We start from the raw sequence: 16,826 nt of genomic DNA, 5'->3' as shown, positions 1-16,826 counted from the left end.
TTCCGGGCGACGCCTAGGCTGCCTGCCCATGGACTGGGGGGAACCGGACGGCGGGCGGCGGCGGTGGCACGACGGGCCGGTCAGGCGCCGTGTGGCCGCGGGTCTGCTGGCCGGGGCGGGACTGGTCGCGCTGGGCACGCTGTTCGTCGTACTGCCGGGCGCGGTGGTGGACCACGATCTCGGTGGGGCGAGCGTCGCCGCGGAGGATCGTCTGACGGCGGTCAACGACGTCCGTACGACGCTGCTGCAGGTGGTCGGCGGTCTGGTCGTGCTCTTCGGCGCGTACGCCACCTGGCGGCAACTGCGGGTGAGTCAGGACGGCTTGCGCGCCGCCCAGGAGGGCTACGTCACCGATCGGTTCAGCCGGGCCGTCGACCAGCTCGGCAGCGACAAGCGGGACGTGCGCATCGGCGGGCTGCACGCGCTGTGGCGGATCGCGGAACAGTCCGCCCGCGACCGGGAGGCCATCATCTCCCTCCAGGCCGCGTACCTGCGGACCCACCTGCCGTGGCCACCCGCCGGGCCGGAGGCGCCGGTGGCGGACACGCCCATCAACGACATCGCGCCCCTGGAGACCCGCTCCGCCGACGCCCAGGTCGCCCTGACCGGGCTCGGCGTGCTGTGCCAGCGACGGGAGCAGTCCTGGGTCAACCTCAGCATCACCGACCTGCGCCGGGCCGACTGCGACGGACTGTGGTTCCCCGAGGTCAACTTCGACCGCTCCTGCATGGAGGCGGCGGGGTTCTACCGCGCCAATCTGACCCAGGCGTCCCTGGTCTCCGTCAACCTTCGGCACGCCGACCTCACGACCGCGGTTCTCCGCCGCGCTCGGTGCGTCCTGTCCGACCTGCGGGGCGCCAAGCTGGTGGAAACCGACCTGCGTGACGCGGACTTCACCGAGACCGACCTGCGCGAGGCCAACCTGCGGAAGGCCGACGCCCACAGCGCGGTCTTCCACCGCGCCGACCTCCGTATGGCCGACCTGCGCGGCACCGACCTGAGCACCGCGGACCTCGGCGGAGCACGCCTGACCGGCGCCCTGGCCAGTGCGCACACCCGCTGGCCCGACGGCTTCGACCACACCACCGCCGGAGTCGTCGACACCGAAGACCCCGGGCCCGAGCCCCCGCCCCTGCTCCAGCCGCCCACACTGACATGGCAGGCGCCGCCTTTGAGGTCCACTTCCTGACCGGTCGTCGCCCGCTCTCCTGGTCGGAGGGACGGTGGAGCCGGACGGCGGGCGTCATACGGATGGACGCCGGGCAATCCCTGTTCCGCGGCCCGTGTTCTGGCAGAGTCGACGCGTGTTCCGTGACGCCGCCACCCCACTCGCATGACACCCGTCGAGCAGCGCGCCGAGGGCGCGGGGCCGTTCACGACGCGGCTCACCTGGCAGCCGCCCGGGGGCGGTACCGCCGTCTGGGAGTCGCGGCCGGCCCGGCGCCGGGGTGTCCTCACGGCCGGTCCGTCCGGAGCACCGGCCGGGCGAAGCGTCAGCGGTGACGATCGTGCGTTGGGCCGTCTGCGCAGGCTCAACGCGATCGCGGCGATCGCCTTCGTCCTCGGCGGCGCGCTGTTCGCGGCCGGTGCCGGGGTCGCCCAGGTCGGCTCCGGGGACGCCACCACGTGCGCCTCGATCTACTTCGCCGGCGGCCTGTTCTTCAACACCGGCGGCTATGCCTCCCTGCTCCAGGTCGTCAACGCCCCGCGTCACGAACCCGGCGGTGAGGGCCGGCTGTTCACCCGTGCCTGGCGCTGGTGGAGCTACGAGCCCGGGCGGGTGGACTGGCTCAGTACGTTCATCCTCTTCGCCGGGACGCTGGTGTTCGCCGTCGACCTGCTCGACTCGTTCCTGCAGGGCCTGAGCGTGCAGCAGGTCAACCGGCTCATCTGGGCCCCGGACGTGGTCGGCTGCCTGCTGTTCCTGATCTCCGGCCACCTGGGCTTCGTCGAGATCTGCCACCGCGCCTGGCCCTGTCTGCGGCGCCGCGACCTCGGCTGGTGGATCGTCGCCGTGAACCAACTGGGCTCGGTCCTCTTCATGGTCTCGGCGCTGGCCGCCTACACCCGTCCCGCCACGGGCAGCCTGGTCAACGCCGACATCGCCAACTGGGGCACCTTCCTCGGCGCGGCATGCTTCTCCCTGGCCGGTGTCCTCCAGCTGTACGAACGCCCGTGACGGCGGACGGCGTCAGACCCGCGCCAGCACCAGCACGCTCAGCCCGAACATCAGGACCCCGAGGGGCAGATGGACCGACGGGACGTGCGCGATGCCCAGGACCACCTGGACCGAGGCGAGGGCGAGGAAGCCTGACGCGTGCAGGATGGGCCGGGGCGAGCCGCCGCCCGGCTTCCACGCCAATACGGCGGCGAGCACGTACAGCATCGCCGCCCCGTACATCACGCGGGCTCCGACGCTGTGCAGCGTCTCACCGTAGGACGCGGTCAGCAGCAGTCCGGCGGAGATCGCCTGGAGTGATGGCCGTTCCCACCACGACGCTGTGCGCACCGGCCGCCAGCGCCGCCGCGGCCTGCTCGGGCGTCGCGATGCGGCCCTCGGCGATCACCGGGACCGGGATCGTGACGGCCAGGTCGGTGATGAGGGCGGGGTCCGGGGCCGTCTGGATCGGGGAGCCGGGGACGTAGCCGGAGAGGGGCATGCCCATGAAGTCGGCGCCCTGTTCGGCCGCTTCGCGGCCCTCGTCGAGGGTGGAGACGTCGGCCATGACGAAGGCGCCGGCGGCGTGCACGGCGTCGACGAGGCAGGCGAACCTGATGCCGTCGGGGCGCGGGCGGGCGGTGGCGTCGGCGGCGACGACCGTGGCGCCCGCGTGACGAGGGCGAGGGCGTGGCGGACCGTGGGGGTGGTGAAGACGCCGTCGTCGCCGTCCTCCCACGGGCCGATCACGGGCAGGTCGACCGCGCCGACCGTCGCCGCCACGACCTCGGGGTCGTTGACGCGGACGGCCGCCGCTCCGCCGGCCTTGGCGGCCAGCGCCATCCGGACCAGGGTGTTGTGCTGTACCTGGGCCGGGTGGTGCGGTGCCGTCGGCCACCAACCCGCCCTCGGGGTGCCCCTTCCGCACCCGCTGCTGGAAGGCGGACGACGCCTGCGCCACCGCGTTCCCCGCCGCCTCGGACGGCCCCGACGGGCACCGGTGGCACTGTGTGCGTCCGCAGGGGGAGGGAGACGGGAGCGCCGGGTGACCTGACGGCGGGGTCGGGGGCCTCCCGGCGAGGCTCGGCGGGAGGTGCCGGTCGGTGGCGTCGCCGTGTCCTGCCCTGGTCACCCGGCCCCGTCATGGTTGGTTTGGGCTCATGCTCAGCAGCGTTCGTGCCCGTGTCCTGCCGGCCGCCCAGCGCCGGACGTTGGACGAACTGACCGAGGATCTGGTCCTCGGCTCCGGCGACACCACGTCCAAGCGGTCGGCCTTCTGGACGATGCTGACGCTGGCGGCGGTCATCGCGGGCGCCGGCGTGTTGACGGACTCGACGGCCACCGTGATCGGCGCCATGATCATCGCGCCGCTGTCGACGCCGATCATGGGCATCGCCCTCGGCTCGGTACTGCGCCGCCGTACCGGCTCGGTCATGGTCGTCCTCCTCGGGGGTCTGCTCGCCGTCGCCCTGGGGATGGTCATGTCGCTGGCGCTGCCCGACCACTACGACCTGCTGTCCAACAGCCAGATCGCGTCGCGGACCTCGCCGGACCTGATGGACCTGGTCGCCGCCCTCGCCACCGGTCTGGCGGGCGCGATCGCCCTGGCCCGCCGGGACGTCGCCTCCGTGCTCCCCGGTGTCGCCATCGCCATCTCGCTCGTCCCGCCGCTGGTGGTGACGGGGGTGTGCCTGGGGAAGCTGTCGGGATGGCTTGCGCTGGGATCACTGGCGCTGTTCGTGTCGAACCTCTTCGCCCTGGTCTTCGCCGGCATGGTGGTGTTCGCCTCGCTCGGGTACGCGGCGGAGGCGGACAGGGCGGCCGGACGCCCCGCCGGCCGGACGTCGGCCGCCATGGCGCTGCTGTTCGCCGTCGTCTTCGTCCCGCTGGCGGCCAACACCGCCGCCACACTGCTGCTCAACGTGTGGACCGGCCGCACCAAGGACGTGGCGAGGGAGTGGCTGGCCTCCCAGCCGGGTGCGTCCGTCACGAGTGTGGACGCGAACTCCCGCACCCTGTATGTGCACGTCCGTACGCCCGGGGAACTCCCCCCGGTGAAGTCCCTCATGGACCGCCTGAACGGGCGGATCCCCCAGGGCATCCCGATCGTGGTGGACGCGACGCGGGGGCAGCGCATCGATGCCGGGAAGGTGGGTGGGTGACGGTCCGTCCGCCTGCCGGGGCCCACGAGCCCCACCAGTACACGCCTTGTTCCCGCCTTCGGGGCTGAGCGGACCGGACCGGCGAGTCCGCTGAGGACGGCACGGTCAGAGCACCACGCGGTAGTGGGTGGTCAGGCGCCGGTCGTCGTCCAGGACGTGGAAGGCCAGCGCGGGCGGCTGGTCACGGTCGGCCGGGTGGTCGCCCTCCCAGGGCAGGCGCAGGGTCCAGGTGATGGCGGGGCCGACGATCAGGGGGCGGCTCGCGAAGGTGGAGGCGGCGGCCGTGTGGGCGTGGCCGGTCAGGACGGCGGCCACCCGCGGGTGTGCCTCGAGCAGCGCGGCCAGTTGCTCGGGCTGTTCGAGTCTGCCGGAGTCGGGCAGGGGGTGGTGGAGTTCGACGGGCGGTTGGTGGAAGGCGACGAGCGCTGGGGTGCCGGCGGGCAGTGCGGTGAGCTGGTCGTCGATCCAGCCCAGCGTCTCGGCGTCGAGTCGCCCCTCGTCCCGGCCGGGAATGGTCGAGTCGCACATCAGGATGGCGGTCCCGGCGATGTGGTGGACGCGGTTGATCGGGCCGTCGTCGGGGGCCTCTCCGAGCAGGGCCTTGCGGTAGGCCGGGCGGACGTCGTGGTTGCCGGGGCAGGTGAGCACCGGGAAGGGAGCCGTCAGAAGGCGGGCGGCTTCCTCGTACTCGGCCTCCGCACCGTGATCGGCGATGTCCCCGGTGACGAGGAGCGCGTCCACCGGGTGCGGCAGATTCCGCAAGTGGTCCATGACGCGGGCGGCCCGTTCGGTGGCCCTGTCCGTGCCGTCCAGGTGCAGGTCGCTGATCTGGGCAAGCAACACCGTCATTCCCCGTCCTGTCCGAGGTGGTCGCCCACCTCACTGCCTAACGGAAGCTCTCGCTTTTTCCGTTAGAGACCCTAGAGTGTGCCAGGGAGTGTGATCAAGTGGTCGGCGATCGAAGGAAGGAGACGCTCGTGGAGCGCTGGCTGGCGCTGGAACTGGCGAGCACGATCCGCCATGACGGGGACGGCGGTGTGGCCGACGACCTCGCCACGGTTCACGGTGTGGACCGGTGGCTTCAGGCGCAGGCCGACCTGTTGGGCGGTCATGTCGCGGTTGGCGATGCGGCGGCCGACGACGGCCTCAGGCAGGAGATCGTCGAGCTACGGCAGGCGGTCAGGGCGCTTTTCGCCCGTGCGGTCAGTCCGGGTCCGCCCAGTTCGGCGGACGTCGGCCGGTTGATGCCGGCCGACCGGGCACTGACGTACATCAACAGCGTCGCGGCTCGCGACGCGGTCGTCCCGCGGATGGAGTGGCCGCCAGAGGGTGATCCGGTGGTGCGCCTGGTGTCCGCCGAGGGTGATCCGGCGGTGTGGCTGCCGGCGGCACTGGCGCGCGCCGCCATCGACTTCCTGAGCGGGCCGCAGCGCACCCGTCTGCGAGCCTGTTCCGCACCCCGCTGCGTGCGCTACTTCGTCCAGGGCCACGGGCGGCAGGGGTGGTGCAAGCCGTCCTGTGGGAACCGCGCCCGCGCGGCACGCCACTACCAACGCCGACGCCTCGCCACCGACGGCGATCCCGCCTCATGATCCACTGCGCGTACCCCTCTCCGGCAAGGTCCACCGTCACACCAAACGGCCGCCGCGTCGGAACCGCGCACCACGCCGCCGCGTCCATCACGGGCATGGTCGAGAACACCGCCGAACGGTCCCCGGGTACGAGTCAGAAGATCGAGGGCGGCGCCGGATGCCTGCTCGCCGGCCTCGGTGCGGCAGCCGCTCCGCTCGTCTGGGCACCGCGCGCCGCGATCAGTGTCCGCGGAGGTTTCGAGAATCATGCCCGCGATCTGAGCGTGCTCTTCATCGACCTGCCGCTCATCGTGCTGGGCGGCGCACTGGTTCCGCTCCTCACCTGGGTGTTGGTCACCAGATCGGTGCACCGCCCCTGGGTCGCGGCACTCGTAGCCTTGGCCACGCTCGCGCTCGCGCTGTGGGGGCTCACCGAGTGGTGGACCCCCCGTCGGACCCCGAACCCCGGTTACGGAGACGGGGTCTGAACACGGCGCCCGCACATCGCAGCGCGGCCAGCAGCCCCAGGGTAGCGACGTCCCGGCGCCGTCCGCCGAAAGGCGATGGTTGCCTGACGCTGCCCTAGCCGACGAGACGGCGACGCCAGTCCAGCGGCGTGACGGTGATGGCGCGCCCGGGGTCGCCGTCCCACTCCGTGGGGAGGCCCACCGCTTCGAGGGCGGCCACGACCTCGGCGCCTATCGCCGCCGTCGTCTCGGACGAGCCGTCGAAGCCGCCGTAGTACAACGGCAGTCCATGACCTGACGCGGCAGAATCCGTGGACTGGGAGTGGAAGAACACGTAGCCGCGGGCGTCGGGGCCGCCCTCGGCTCCGATCTCGGACTCGCCGCAGTTGCGGCAGCAGGAGAAGTCCTCGCGGGCGGTGACGCCGGTCGCTTGCAGGGCCGTGAAGGCGCGGGTGAGCCGTTCGGGGTCGGTCTCGCCCTCCCACGTGGCCTGTTCCGCGACGCGCTCCAGCCACAGGCGGTTGGCCAGCGCAACCGCCTGCTCGTGCGAGACGGGCCGGCGGTCGGCGGTGACCAGGTAGTCCTCGGCGAGCTCGGCCAGTTCGGCCCGCGTGGCATAGCCGCCGGCCAGCACCTCGCGGACACGCTGCTCCAACTCCCCACGCTCGTCGTCGTCCAGATCGAGCGGCGGGACCTCCTTGACGGGTCCCATGTCGAGGCGCGACCACGTCAGGTCCTCGTCCCAGCGGGCCTTCCGGCGCGCCCAGCCGGTCAGTGCCGCGCTGACCGCCTCGGCCGTGTCCGCCGGCGCCTGGAAGTGCCGGTCGGCGGAGCCGTCGCGATGCTCGACCGTGTAGGCGCCGCCGACCTGATGCCAGACCTGGGCGAAGTCGTCGGGCAGATCGGGTATCCGCTGGACGATCAGGAACCGGTCACCCTCACCACCGATGCGCCGGACCAGCCCCTCCAGCTCATCCGCCGACACGCGCACGTGCCGCTCCCAGTTCTCCGTCTCCACCGTGATCTCGAGCATGCCCAGACTCTGACACACGCCACTGACAACACACGCCACAGACAACGGACTTCACCGCCGGGGCGACCCCAGGCACAGATAGTTGTCCTGTACATTTCTATTTGAGTCGTCGCAGTGCTCCACGGGGGAAGCACCCGCCGACGGCCGGGGAGGAATCATGAGCGAGCACGTCGACCCGAGGCTGGCGTACGCGGTGACGGCGGAACCCTCGCCCGGGGCCACTCCTGGCCCCTCCCCCAGTCCTTCGCCGTCCTCCCCCGGCGACGGCGGCGGGCCCAGCCCGGAGCCGTCGCCCTCGCCGAACCCCAGCCCGACACCACCCGCGCCCTGGGGCACCGAGCCGGACGTCGGGGTCACCTCCTCCTTCCTGCGCCGGCGGGCCTCCGACTGCGAGACGGCCTCCGAGATCATCCGGAAGACGAAGGGGGTGGCCGAGGACGCGAACGCCGACCTCGCCCGCGCCGCGGACGGCTGGCAGTTCACGTCGAGTCTCGACGAACTCCAGGGCCGCTGGGAGGCGTTGAACAACGTCGTCGTGCAGCGACTCGACCAGGCGGCGACGAACTTCCGTCTCAGCGCGGACGCCTACGACGACAACGAGACGCGCACCGCCTCGCAGTTCACCTGAGGACCACCGACCGCACCGGCACACACGGGGACAGGACATGCCCGGCTTCTACGCACTGCTGCAACTCGACGTCGCCGGACTGGAGACGTTCGCCGATGAATGGGTGACGGTCCACCGCAAGCTGACGGAGGCGCGGGCCGGCTTCCACGACGACGTGGTGAAACCGCTGCACGAGGACCACTGGCGCGGCGAGGGCGGCCGGGCCGCGCAGGAGTACTGCGACCGGATCCAGATGGACATCGACGCGCTGGACAAGGAAGTCAAGGCGCTGAGGAACTTCCTGGACAAGGAGGCCGACGGGGCCACCGGCCGCGGCGGCGTGAAGGGCCTCGCCGGTCTGAAGCTGCGCGCCGAGAACCTCCAGCGCGAGGCGCGGACCGAGGGCATGGACATCTCGGACTCCGGCTCGGTCGAGTGGCAGGTCATCTACGACCGGAACGACCCGGACGCCCCGAAGATGCTCGAGGAGCGCAGGCGGACGGCGGACTCCATCGAGAAGCGGGTGCGCAAACTCCTGGACGAGGCCACCGAGGACGACGAGTGGCTGGCGAAGAGCCTCAAGGTGATCTTCGGTACGGTCGGCAACTTCGAGTCCGAGAACCGGCGGTTCGGCATCGTGGAGCCCACCGCCAAGGACCGTCAGGTCTACAACCAGCTGAACAACGTCGCCGCCTATTTCGCCGTGATGAAGGGCTGGCCGACGGCTGCCGGCCTGGTGCAGCACTACCTCGACGGCAGCGGCAAGCCGGTCGAGGTGGAGCCGCAGCAGATGATGGACGAGATCCCCGCCTTCCGGAAGGACGTCGACGGCACGCTCGCCAACGACGTACGCAAGCGCGGCGACGGGCAGTTCACCACCGACTGGTCCTCCACGGCCCCGAACCCGGCGGACGGCGACCGCAGCATGGAGTGGTACTACGCGCTCAACCACTTCCAGTACCGTCTCGTCGGTGAGAAGCAGGGAGACGAGATCACGTACCACGTCGAGGTGCGCAAGCGGTACGACTGGGGCATCCCCAGCGAGCACCGCGCCACGGTGTCGGGTGGCGGGCCCGGCCCGGCGGGCATGGACCTGGAGCAGGCCGACATCGCGCACCTGCACACCTCCGGCATGGCCCGGGACTTCGACGTTTCCGGCTCGTCCGACGAGATGACGGCGCGCTCATGAGCGGCCGCCACTCCCCCGCCGGGGCGCCCCGGCCCGAGCGGGACGCCACTGACGCCACCGACGCCACGAAGTCCACGGACGGCACCGACCGGACCGACGGCACCGACCAGAGCGACGCGAGGGCCGGTCGTCTGAAGAAGACGGCGCTGTGGATCTTCCTCGCCCTGTGTGTCGTCTTCATCGCCTGGGTGGCCTGGGGCTTCGTCCAGTTCGACCAGGACATCGACCATCCCCGCGAGGGCGGTTTCTCCGGCTGGCAGTGCGACGCCGGTAAGGACTGCTGACGCCGGCCCGCGTCCACGCCCGGACGGCCGTCGGGAGCGCGCGCTCCGCGGACCGGCGTCACTATGGAAACGTGAATGGTCCTGACAGCAAGGTCGCCGTGATCACCGGTGCGTCGCAGGGCATCGGGGCGGGCCTGGTCGACGCCTATCGCGCGCTCGGTCGCCGGGTCGTCGCGACCTCCCGCTCCATCGGTCCCTCCGACGACCCGGACGTACTCGCCGTGCGGGGCGACATCGCGGACCCGGCCACGGCCGAGCGGGTGTGCGCCGCGGCGATCGATCGGTTCGGCCGCGTCGACACCCTGGTGAACAACGCGGGCCTGTTCATCGGCAAGCCGTTCACGGAGTACTCCCAGGAGGACTACGAGGCGATCATCGGCGTCAACCTGACCGGCTTCTTCCGGATCACCCAGCTCGCCGTCGAGCAGATGCTCCGGCAGGGCGGTGGGCACGTCGTCCAGATCACCACCAGCCTGGCCGACCACCCCAGCTCCACCGACCCCTCGGTCCTCGCCTCCCTGACCAAGGGCGGCCTCCAAGCCGCCACCAGGTCGCTCGCCGTCGAGTTCGCGGCGCACGGCATCCGCAGCAACGCGGTGGCCCTGGGCATCATCAGCACCCCCATGCACGCGGGCGACGACGACGCGGACCTCGCGCGGAAGCATCCGCTCGGCCGCACGGGCGAGGTGAGGGACGTCGTCGAGGCGGTCCTGTACCTCGAGCAGGCGTCCTTCGTGACCGGTGTGACGCTGCCCGTCGACGGCGGCCGGAGCGCCGGCCACTGACGGGCGCCGACGCCTTCGGGCGAGGTTCAGGCGAGGGGGGTGTCGTCCAGTGCCTTCGCGAGGTCGCCGGGGGTGTCGTACAGGGCGATGGCGCCCGCGTTGCGCAGTTCGTCGTCGCCGAAGCCGCCGGAGCGCACGACGATCGCCGGCATCCCGGCCCGCTTCGCGGCCTCTACGTCCCACACCGAGTCGCCGATCATCACACTCGCCGCGTCGGACGGCGCACCCAGCTTCCCGAGCGCCACGTGCAGCAGGTCCGGCGCGGGTTTGGAGGCCTCGGCGTCGGCGCTGCTGGTCCAGTCGTCGGCGATCTCGCGGGCGTCCAGCTTGTCGAGGAAGGCGTCCACGTGCCGCTCCTTGCCGGAGCTGGCGAGCACCAGCCGGTGCCCGCGTTCCTTGATGGCCAGGAGCAGGTCACGGGCGCCGGGCAACGGCGCCATCTCGTCGAGCAGTGCGTCGACCTCGCGCCCCTGCTGCTCCCGGACCCGGTCGCCCACCCGGCGCTCCAGGTCCTCGCCTCCGAGGGCGGTGACCAGCTGGTCCCCGCCCATGCCGATCAGGCGGTGCAGCTTCCACACCGGCCAGATCTCGCCCACCGAGCGCAGGGCGCGATACCACGCGAGGGCATGGTGGTAGTTGGAGTCGATCAGCGTGCCGTCGACATCGAGGACGGCGATGGGGGATTTCGTCACCCGCACCGGCTACCCATCGACGCCCTGCTCACACGGCCCCTCACGCCCGCCCCGACCCGCCCCGCCCGCGGGACGACGGGTGCCCGCTCTACGGGCGCGTCCCGTCGGTCTCCACAGGCGCGTCTCGTCGGCATCTACGGGCGCGTCTCGTCGGCGAGGTCCCGTCGGACCCCGGCACCCTGGTCCTCGACCAGTCCCGCCTTGTCGGGCAGGTCCAGGACGGCACCGCAGTGCGCGCACAGCTCACCCTCGCCGGCGGGCGTGCCGCACGCCTTGCAGAAGCGGTTCGGCTTGTCGTTCTCCGTCGTGCCTGTCATGACTCTCCGGTGTCGGTGGACAGTGGTGGTTGCGGGAGTACCCAGGGGTCCGACAGGGAATCCCGCGGGTCAGCGGATCGTCCGGGGATGGGGGCCGAGGTGGCGTGGTCGGAGCGGGTGGTGGAGCGGGACGGCGTCCGGCTCGTGTGCCGGGACTGGGGCGGGTCCGGACAGCCGGTGGTGCTGCTGCACGGCTTGGCGGGCCATGCGGGGGAATGGGACACGCTGGCGCAGCGGCTCAGTCCGCGGTATCGGGTCGTCGCCCTCGACCAGCGCGGGCACGGCGGCAGTGAGCGGCGCCCGAAGGACGTGTCCCGTGCCGCCTACGTCGCCGATGTCCTCGCCGTCGTCGAGCGGCTGGCGCTGGAGCGGCCCGTCCTGGTCGGCCAGTCGCTGGGCGGGCACACGGCCATGCTCACCGCCGCCGCGCACCCCGGGCGGGTGCGTGGGCTCGTGCTCGTGGAGGCCGGTGCCGGCGGTCCGAGCCCGGACACTCCCGCGGCCGTCGGCGCGTGGCTCGACTCCTGGCCGACGCCGTTCCCGTCGCGTGAGGCGGCTGCCGCGTTCCTCGGACGCGGGGCGGTCGGCGCGGGCTGGGCGGCCGGGCTCGAGGAACGCGAGGACGGCTGGTGGCCCCGCTTCGACCGGGACGTCATGGTCGGCTCACTGGCGGAGAACGCCCGGCGGTCCTTCTGGCCGGAGTGGGAGCGGGTCACGTGCCCGGCTCTGCTCGTGCTGGCGCGGTCCAGTTTCCTCCAGGAGCCGGAGGCCGACGAGATGCTGCGGAGGCGGCCCGCCACCCGGGCCCTGTGCGTCCCCGGCACCCATCACGACCTGCACCTCGAACAGCCCGGTGTCCTGCACTCCGTCCTGCTCGACTTCCTCGGCGGCCTCGGCTGACGTCCCCGGCCCGCACGGCACGGCGCTCACCGCCGGCCGCAGCCGTTCGCCGTCAGGAGGCTGGCGCCGAGCGGGGTGAGGACGTGCAGCACGGTGTTGCGGTCACGGACGGAGGCGGCCAGTCCGGCTTCCCGCAGGATCCCGACGTGTTCGCTGGCCGTCGCGGGCGTCACGCCCACCCGCCGGGCCACCTCGCTCGTCGTACATCCGTCCTCCAGTGCCCTCAGGACGACGGCCCTGCCGTGGCCGAGGAGCCTGGCGAGCGTGCGGGGCTCCGTGCCCGGCTGCTGAGGCGGCCACCAGCGGTACGAGCGGGCCACCGGATACACCAGTACGGGCGGCAGGGCCGGGTCGGTCAACGTGATCGGCGCCTGCCAGCAGAACACGGACGGCACCAGGAGCAGTCCCCTGCCGTCGAGGCGCAGGTCGCGGTCGAACGGGTAGGCCGTCTCCAGCACCGGTGGACGCCAGCGCATCGACGGCCCCAGACCGGACAGCAGTGCGTCGGCGCCGCCGCGCAGCAGGTCCCGTGCGCGCACCGCCCGGTCGGCCTCGACCTGTGCCCGGACGGCGGGCCAGTACGGGGCAAGGGCCGCGTGGAAGTAGCCGTGGAGTGCCTTCCCGAGGAAGTCCAGTGCCGCGGGCTCGCCGTCGGCCAGCGGGCGCAGCCACCTCGGTGGCCTGGTGAGCACGGACATCTCCTCGCCCAGCCGCCGGCGTGGCGTCGACAGCACGGCCTCGACGCCTTCCGCCAGCCCGTGCGAGGCCTCCGGGGGGTTGAGGAAGTCGGGGAAGCTGCCGCGGGGCGGAGCGAGTGCCCGGACGAGGTGGAGTTGGTGGCGGGGCAGCCCGCGCAGCGCGGTGCGGGCGTCCGTACGCCATGGGTCGAATACGGCCCGTCCCTGACGCGTTGCCAAAAGGTTTACGCTGAGTACGAGTTCCCATAAAGGATCGGGTGCGTCGGCGACTCGGGTTCGGAGCAGGTCTTCTCGCGTGAAATGGACTCGGAGCACGGAATTCCATCGCAGTCAGTCACGTGTTCAACTGAAGAAATCAGCGCGGGACGGAATCAATGGTCCCGTGGCACCGGTGACCGCGATATCACCTTTCACGCCAACCGGCCCGATGCGCACCCCTGTCCGGGCATACCAGCAGCCTTTTTCGGCGGGCGCCGAATCACCTGGCCGTGGCCGGCGCCGAACGGCAGCCTGAATGACGTACGCGACCAAGCTTGTCGCACTGTCGTTCAAGGGGGAAGAACCACATGCGCACACGTGCTGCCATCGGGGCGGCGGCTACGGCCGCTCTCGCCATCGTGCTGGTCGACGCGTCCGGCGCGGCGGCCGAGGCCGATCCACCGGGCTGCGGGAAGGAATACTTCTGCGCCTACAGCGGGGAGAACCAGACCGGTCAACTCGTGCTGAAAACCAAGGGAAACTGGAGCGGGAGCGTAGCCTTCCGCTCCGCGTTCAACAACGGGGTGCGTTTCCCGGGAGCGGACCATGTCAGCGTGACGTACACGGTCGACGGCGGAACCGAGACCGCGTGCCTGCACTACAACCCCGGTCCGGGCGCCTACAAGGCGAACGCGGTGCCGGGCACCCGTGTCGTCAAGGTCGTCTGGCGCGGCGAGTGCTGACGGAAAGGGGACGCGTCGTGCTGACCGGAAAGCGACTCACCGTACTGGGCGCCGGAGCCGTGGCGGCCGCCTTCGCCGGAGTTCTGGCCGTGGCTCCGCCGGCGTCGGCCGAGCCCGATCGCGCCGGGTGCGGGAAGGGCTACTTCTGCGCCTACAGCGGCGCCGGCCAGTCCGGCCGGCTCGTCCTCAGGGTCGCCGGCAACTGGTCCGGGAACCTGGCCGTCGGCTCCGTCTTCAACAACGGGGTCGCCTACCCGGGCGCCGACCACGTCGACGTGACGTCGTATGTCGGCGGTCAGCCGTCGACGGACTGCTTCCACTACAACCCGGGCCCGGGCAGGTACAAGGCGAACGCCGAGGCGGGGCTCACCATCACGCGGGTCGTGTGGAGGGGTGAGTGCTGAGACCCCCGGGGCCCCACTGACCCACGCCGCCGGCCGGTGCGAGGTCCCACCGGCCGGCGGCGTGCCGCGGGATGTTCCGCAGGTAGGGTGACGCCATGTACATGAAGGGGCGAGGGCCCGGATCCCTCGCGGTGTCGGCGACGATCCTCGTGAGCCTGTCGGTTCTGTCGGCGGGATGCGCCACGGGAAGCCCGACGGCACGCACCTCCACCAGCGTCACTCCGGCCACGGAGCCGAGCGCCGCCGGCAGCGCCGGCGCACCCGCCTCACAGCCGACCGCCTCCCCTTCCACCGAGGCTGCCGAACCCACCGGACCCACCGAGCCCGCCGAGCCGTTGAAGGACGGATCGGCGGTGCTCGTGAGCTGTCCGAGCCCGTCGGACCCGCGCGCCACCGTGAAAGTCACGAATCCCAATGGGCGCGACGGCACCTTCGCCTTGAAGATCAGCTTCCTGTACGCCCAGGGCTCCAGGATGACCAAGATCAGAAACCCGGTGTGGGTTCCCGCGAAGGAAACGACCACCTACCGGGTACGCGTCACGACCGCGGGTCTTGTGGACACCCTCGAGCGCTGCACGGTGGAACCGCGGGCCGCCGCCACTGGGTGACCGCCGGGCGCCCGCGCCGCCGGAAGGGGCTCCTCACCCGGATCCGCCCAGCATGATCTTCCAGACCCGGGTCGCGACCTGCAGGTTCAGGCGGTCCTCCACGTTCGTGAGGTCGTAGCCGCTGATCTCCCGGATGCGCTGGAGCCGGTAGCGGAGCGTGCTGCGGTGGATCGTGAGGGACTCCGCCGTCTCGACGTAGTTGCCGCCGTGGTCGAAGTACCGGGACAGGGTCTCCACGAGCGCCGCGCTGTGCCGGCCGTCGTAGTCGATGAGCTGTCCGAGCCACTCCCGGACGAACCCCTGCAGTTCCTGGTAGTCGTTGCCCGGCCCCAGGATGCGGTAGAGGCCGAGGTCGTCGAAGAACGTCGTGCCGTAGCGGCTTCGGGACCGTCGGCGTACCTCCAGGGCGCGCAGTGCCTCCTGGTAGCGGCCGGGGATGCCTTGCGGGGTGTCGCAGCGGGCGCTGATCCCGATCGTCCCGTGACGTGATCCGGTCTCGCGGGCGAGCGCCTCGTACAGGGCGTGGTCGTCGGGCCTGCCCTCGGCGACCAGGACCACGTGGTCGGACCGCCGGCTCACCAGGGAGCGCATGCCCACGGCGGAGGCCGCCCGGCCCACGGTCCGTGCGAAGGCGTCGTCGGAGAAGCGGCTCCTCCACTGCACGACGACCACGTACTGGGTGCGGTGCAGATCGTGTCCGAACGCCTCGGACCGTCCGTAGGCGCTCGCCTCGTCCGTGCCCGCGAGCAGATCGTCGACCAGTTCGCGGCGCAGTCGCAGCTCGACCTCCGCGAGTTGGCGCAGGTGCGACAGCTCCAGGGCGAGCGAGGTGGCGGCGTGCTCGAAGGCGAACACGGTGAAGTCGTCGGCCTCGTTCCTGGGATCGATCAGGGCCAGCACGCCGAGGACCTCGCCCCGGGGGCGGATCACGGCGAGGAGCCGATCCTTGATCCGCACGGGTCCGCCCAGGCGGGCGGCGTGCTGGATCATCTCCTCGTGCCGTACGGGGTCCGGTTCCGGAAGGGGGTCGGGCCGGTCCGGGCCGGTCCAGGAGCGCTGCCGGCCGAAGCGGTCCTCCACCAGTACCGGGAACCCGGTCAGCTCGTGCAGGGCGCCGACGATGGCTTCCTCGCCGCCGCCCGAGGCCGCGACGTCGGCGAACGCCTGGTGCACGGCCCGCTGCTGTCCCGTCTCGACCACGAGGGAGATCAGCCGCTGCTGGAGGGTCGCCCGTTCGTCTCGCAGCCGGTGCAGCTCGGCGGCGTCCTCCTGCTGGCGGCGGTGCGCGGCGGCGACCGACAGGGCCACGGCGGTGATGCGGACCAGCACGGAGAGCAGGAAGTGCTGGGCACGGGTGGGCCGCGAGTGCGAGGTCACCACGAGACAGCCGTGCAGCCCACCGGGTCCGTGCAGGGCCAGGGCCCGGCCCCGGGACCGGCCCGGTACCGCGACGGGGCCGTCCTGCCCCGCCAGCTCGCGTACCGTCCGGTCGACGGCCGGAGCGTGGCCCGGTCCGCCCGGCGGGCTGGGGACCAGTTCGCCGTGCACGCTCAGGTATCCGGCCTCCGCCCTGTACGGGCCGACGGCAGGCACCTGGTCCATGGCCAGGCGGAGGATCTCGCCTTCGTCCCGGGTGTCGAACAGGGCGCGGGAGACCGCCAGCAGCTCGGGGAAGGAGTCGGCCGGGCCGGGGAGGTGCGCGCGGGACCCGCTGTGCGGGGCCGTCGAGTGCCGCACGGACGGGCCCCGTGAAGGGCGGCCTCCCCGGACGGGACGGTCTCCGCGCATGTGCCGGGCCCAGCTACCGGCCATGGGATCACTCCCTTTCCCCAGCTCGCCCGCACAAGGGTGGGCGGACACTGCGTACCCCTTTTCGACCGGCTCACCCGAAGCTGCGGGATTTCGCCTCATGCTCGGGGGGCCACCGGTTTCCCGTTCTTTGACCTGCCGGGCGCAGGCGCCGGGCCGCCCGGTTCGCGAGTCTGGGTGGATGCCGGGGCGGCCGATGGG

The 16,826-nt window shown here is 71.9% G+C and carries 20 protein-coding genes and 2 pseudogenes; 14 read left to right on the top strand and 8 right to left on the bottom strand.

All coding sequences use genetic code 11. From position 1 onward, the window contains the following. The first annotated feature begins 28 nt into the window (after positions 1-28). Both F8R89_RS35400 and F8R89_RS35395 read left to right on the top strand, forming a co-directional pair. A complete protein-coding gene (locus tag F8R89_RS35400; protein WP_151787856.1) occupies positions 29-1,189 on the top strand; it encodes a pentapeptide repeat-containing protein in 1,161 nt (386 codons plus the stop codon). A 144-nt stretch (positions 1,190-1,333) separates the two neighbouring features. Further along, the gene (locus F8R89_RS35395) at positions 1,334-2,179 is read left to right on the top strand and encodes a hypothetical protein (RefSeq protein ID WP_151787855.1); all 846 of its coding nucleotides are present in this window, start codon (positions 1,334-1,336) and stop codon (positions 2,177-2,179) included. A 12-nt stretch (positions 2,180-2,191) separates the two neighbouring features. Here F8R89_RS35395 and F8R89_RS35390 read toward each other — a convergent pair whose 3' ends face one another. Beyond that, positions 2,192-2,509 carry a hypothetical protein gene (locus F8R89_RS35390; RefSeq protein ID WP_151787854.1) on the bottom strand — a complete coding sequence of 106 codons (318 nt, stop codon included), beginning with the start codon at positions 2,507-2,509 and terminating at the stop codon, positions 2,192-2,194. Beyond that, positions 2,430-2,831 (bottom strand): annotated as a pseudogene (locus F8R89_RS37400) (nitronate monooxygenase); the annotation flags it as partial. The gene F8R89_RS35390 and the pseudogene F8R89_RS37400, both read right to left, overlap by 80 nt. A 205-nt stretch (positions 2,832-3,036) precedes the next feature. Here F8R89_RS37400 and F8R89_RS35380 point away from each other — a divergent pair. Together F8R89_RS35380 and F8R89_RS35375 are read left to right on the top strand one after the other, a co-directional pair. Then, positions 3,037-3,207, top strand: a pseudogene (locus F8R89_RS35380) (oligopeptide/dipeptide ABC transporter ATP-binding protein); the annotation flags it as partial. A gap of 111 nt (positions 3,208-3,318) precedes the next feature. After that, positions 3,319-4,320, top strand: a complete 1,002-nt coding sequence (locus F8R89_RS35375; protein WP_151787853.1) for a DUF389 domain-containing protein — start codon at positions 3,319-3,321, stop codon at positions 4,318-4,320. Positions 4,321-4,425: 105 nt separating this feature from the next. On the opposite strand, the gene F8R89_RS35370 is transcribed toward F8R89_RS35375, so the two are convergent. Then, entirely contained in the window at positions 4,426-5,169 is a 744-nt protein-coding gene (locus F8R89_RS35370; RefSeq protein ID WP_151787852.1) for a metallophosphoesterase, read from the bottom strand. Between the two features lie 128 nt (positions 5,170-5,297). Here F8R89_RS35370 and F8R89_RS35365 point away from each other — a divergent pair, with 128 nt between their 5' ends. Continuing rightward, positions 5,298-5,912: a CGNR zinc finger domain-containing protein gene (locus tag F8R89_RS35365; protein WP_151787851.1), complete on the top strand. Its 615-nt coding sequence runs from the start codon at positions 5,298-5,300 to the stop codon at positions 5,910-5,912. A 95-nt stretch (positions 5,913-6,007) separates the two neighbouring features. Then, entirely contained in the window at positions 6,008-6,379 is a 372-nt protein-coding gene (locus F8R89_RS35360) for a hypothetical protein (RefSeq protein ID WP_151787850.1), read from the top strand. Between the two features lie 94 nt (positions 6,380-6,473). On the opposite strand, the gene F8R89_RS35355 is transcribed toward F8R89_RS35360, so the two are convergent. Beyond that, positions 6,474-7,391, bottom strand: a complete 918-nt coding sequence (locus F8R89_RS35355) for a DUF6891 domain-containing protein (protein WP_151787849.1) — start codon at positions 7,389-7,391, stop codon at positions 6,474-6,476. A gap of 157 nt (positions 7,392-7,548) precedes the next feature. Here F8R89_RS35355 and F8R89_RS35350 point away from each other — a divergent pair, with 157 nt between their 5' ends. The 4 genes from F8R89_RS35350 to F8R89_RS35335 all read left to right on the top strand — a co-directional run bounded on the left by F8R89_RS35350 (position 7,549) and on the right by F8R89_RS35335 (position 10,256). Beyond that, a complete protein-coding gene (locus F8R89_RS35350; RefSeq protein ID WP_151787848.1) occupies positions 7,549-8,019 on the top strand; it encodes a hypothetical protein in 471 nt (156 codons plus the stop codon). A 37-nt stretch (positions 8,020-8,056) separates the two neighbouring features. Further along, positions 8,057-9,187: a hypothetical protein gene (locus F8R89_RS35345; protein WP_151787847.1), complete on the top strand. Its 1,131-nt coding sequence runs from the start codon at positions 8,057-8,059 to the stop codon at positions 9,185-9,187. Then, entirely contained in the window at positions 9,184-9,471 is a 288-nt protein-coding gene (locus F8R89_RS35340) for a hypothetical protein (protein WP_151787846.1), read from the top strand. Before F8R89_RS35345 ends, F8R89_RS35340 begins: the two co-directional genes overlap by 4 nt. A gap of 71 nt (positions 9,472-9,542) precedes the next feature. Next, a complete protein-coding gene (locus F8R89_RS35335; RefSeq protein WP_151787845.1) occupies positions 9,543-10,256 on the top strand; it encodes an SDR family NAD(P)-dependent oxidoreductase in 714 nt (237 codons plus the stop codon). A gap of 26 nt (positions 10,257-10,282) precedes the next feature. On the opposite strand, the gene F8R89_RS35330 is transcribed toward F8R89_RS35335, so the two are convergent. Both F8R89_RS35330 and F8R89_RS35325 read right to left on the bottom strand, forming a co-directional pair. Then, positions 10,283-10,948, bottom strand: a complete 666-nt coding sequence (locus F8R89_RS35330) for an HAD family hydrolase (protein ID WP_151787844.1) — start codon at positions 10,946-10,948, stop codon at positions 10,283-10,285. A 134-nt stretch (positions 10,949-11,082) separates the two neighbouring features. Then, positions 11,083-11,265, bottom strand: coding sequence for a hypothetical protein (locus F8R89_RS35325; RefSeq protein ID WP_151787843.1), 183 nt, complete (start codon positions 11,263-11,265; stop codon positions 11,083-11,085). A gap of 87 nt (positions 11,266-11,352) precedes the next feature. Here F8R89_RS35325 and F8R89_RS35320 point away from each other — a divergent pair, with 87 nt between their 5' ends. After that, complete coding sequence (locus F8R89_RS35320) at positions 11,353-12,165, top strand: alpha/beta fold hydrolase (protein ID WP_192806314.1); 813 nt, start codon at positions 11,353-11,355, stop codon at positions 12,163-12,165. 26 nt (positions 12,166-12,191) lie between these two features. On the opposite strand, the gene F8R89_RS35315 is transcribed toward F8R89_RS35320, so the two are convergent. Continuing rightward, positions 12,192-13,082: a winged helix-turn-helix domain-containing protein gene (locus F8R89_RS35315; protein WP_225994587.1), complete on the bottom strand. Its 891-nt coding sequence runs from the start codon at positions 13,080-13,082 to the stop codon at positions 12,192-12,194. Positions 13,083-13,429: 347 nt separating this feature from the next. Here F8R89_RS35315 and F8R89_RS35310 point away from each other — a divergent pair, with 347 nt between their 5' ends. From F8R89_RS35310 to F8R89_RS35300, 3 genes are all read left to right on the top strand, one after another. Continuing rightward, positions 13,430-13,804 carry a peptidase inhibitor family I36 protein gene (locus F8R89_RS35310; protein WP_151787841.1) on the top strand — a complete coding sequence of 125 codons (375 nt, stop codon included), beginning with the start codon at positions 13,430-13,432 and terminating at the stop codon, positions 13,802-13,804. A gap of 17 nt (positions 13,805-13,821) precedes the next feature. Further along, positions 13,822-14,208 (top strand): hypothetical protein, encoded by a 387-nt coding sequence (locus F8R89_RS35305; RefSeq protein WP_225994586.1) that lies wholly within the window; start codon positions 13,822-13,824, stop codon positions 14,206-14,208. 95 nt (positions 14,209-14,303) lie between these two features. Beyond that, a complete protein-coding gene (locus F8R89_RS35300) occupies positions 14,304-14,816 on the top strand; it encodes a hypothetical protein (RefSeq protein WP_151787840.1) in 513 nt (170 codons plus the stop codon). Positions 14,817-14,849: 33 nt separating this feature from the next. Here F8R89_RS35300 and F8R89_RS35295 read toward each other — a convergent pair whose 3' ends face one another. Further along, the gene (locus F8R89_RS35295) at positions 14,850-16,628 is read right to left on the bottom strand and encodes a helix-turn-helix domain-containing protein (protein WP_151787839.1); all 1,779 of its coding nucleotides are present in this window, start codon (positions 16,626-16,628) and stop codon (positions 14,850-14,852) included. Positions 16,629-16,826 lie beyond the last annotated feature (198 nt).

The sequence above is a fragment of the Streptomyces sp. SS1-1 genome, from assembly GCF_008973465.1.
Classification (GTDB): Bacteria; Actinomycetota; Actinomycetes; order Streptomycetales; family Streptomycetaceae; genus Streptomyces.
The sequence above is the reverse complement of the archived record's forward strand: the minus strand, read 5'-3'. Positions and strand labels throughout refer to the sequence as shown.

What these genes read in the sequence shown, in the direction of transcription:
- F8R89_RS35400 (WP_151787856.1), top strand. Translation starts at nt 29, where the DNA reads ATGGACTGGGGGGAACCGGACGGCGGGCGGCGGCGGTGGCACGACGGG.
- F8R89_RS35395 (WP_151787855.1), top strand. Translation starts at nt 1,334, where the DNA reads ATGACACCCGTCGAGCAGCGCGCCGAGGGCGCGGGGCCGTTCACGACG.
- F8R89_RS35375 (WP_151787853.1), top strand. Translation starts at nt 3,319, where the DNA reads ATGCTCAGCAGCGTTCGTGCCCGTGTCCTGCCGGCCGCCCAGCGCCGG.
- F8R89_RS35370 (WP_151787852.1), bottom strand. Translation starts at nt 5,169, where the DNA reads ATGACGGTGTTGCTTGCCCAGATCAGCGACCTGCACCTGGACGGCACG.
- F8R89_RS35360 (WP_151787850.1), top strand. Translation starts at nt 6,008, where the DNA reads ATGGTCGAGAACACCGCCGAACGGTCCCCGGGTACGAGTCAGAAGATC.
- F8R89_RS35355 (WP_151787849.1), bottom strand. Translation starts at nt 7,391, where the DNA reads ATGCTCGAGATCACGGTGGAGACGGAGAACTGGGAGCGGCACGTGCGC.
- F8R89_RS35350 (WP_151787848.1), top strand. Translation starts at nt 7,549, where the DNA reads ATGAGCGAGCACGTCGACCCGAGGCTGGCGTACGCGGTGACGGCGGAA.
- F8R89_RS35345 (WP_151787847.1), top strand. Translation starts at nt 8,057, where the DNA reads ATGCCCGGCTTCTACGCACTGCTGCAACTCGACGTCGCCGGACTGGAG.
- F8R89_RS35340 (WP_151787846.1), top strand. Translation starts at nt 9,184, where the DNA reads ATGAGCGGCCGCCACTCCCCCGCCGGGGCGCCCCGGCCCGAGCGGGAC.
- F8R89_RS35325 (WP_151787843.1), bottom strand. Translation starts at nt 11,265, where the DNA reads ATGACAGGCACGACGGAGAACGACAAGCCGAACCGCTTCTGCAAGGCG.
- F8R89_RS35320 (WP_192806314.1), top strand. Translation starts at nt 11,353, where the DNA reads ATGGGGGCCGAGGTGGCGTGGTCGGAGCGGGTGGTGGAGCGGGACGGC.
- F8R89_RS35310 (WP_151787841.1), top strand. Translation starts at nt 13,430, where the DNA reads ATGCGCACACGTGCTGCCATCGGGGCGGCGGCTACGGCCGCTCTCGCC.
- F8R89_RS35300 (WP_151787840.1), top strand. Translation starts at nt 14,304, where the DNA reads ATGTACATGAAGGGGCGAGGGCCCGGATCCCTCGCGGTGTCGGCGACG.
- F8R89_RS35295 (WP_151787839.1), bottom strand. Translation starts at nt 16,628, where the DNA reads ATGGCCGGTAGCTGGGCCCGGCACATGCGCGGAGACCGTCCCGTCCGG.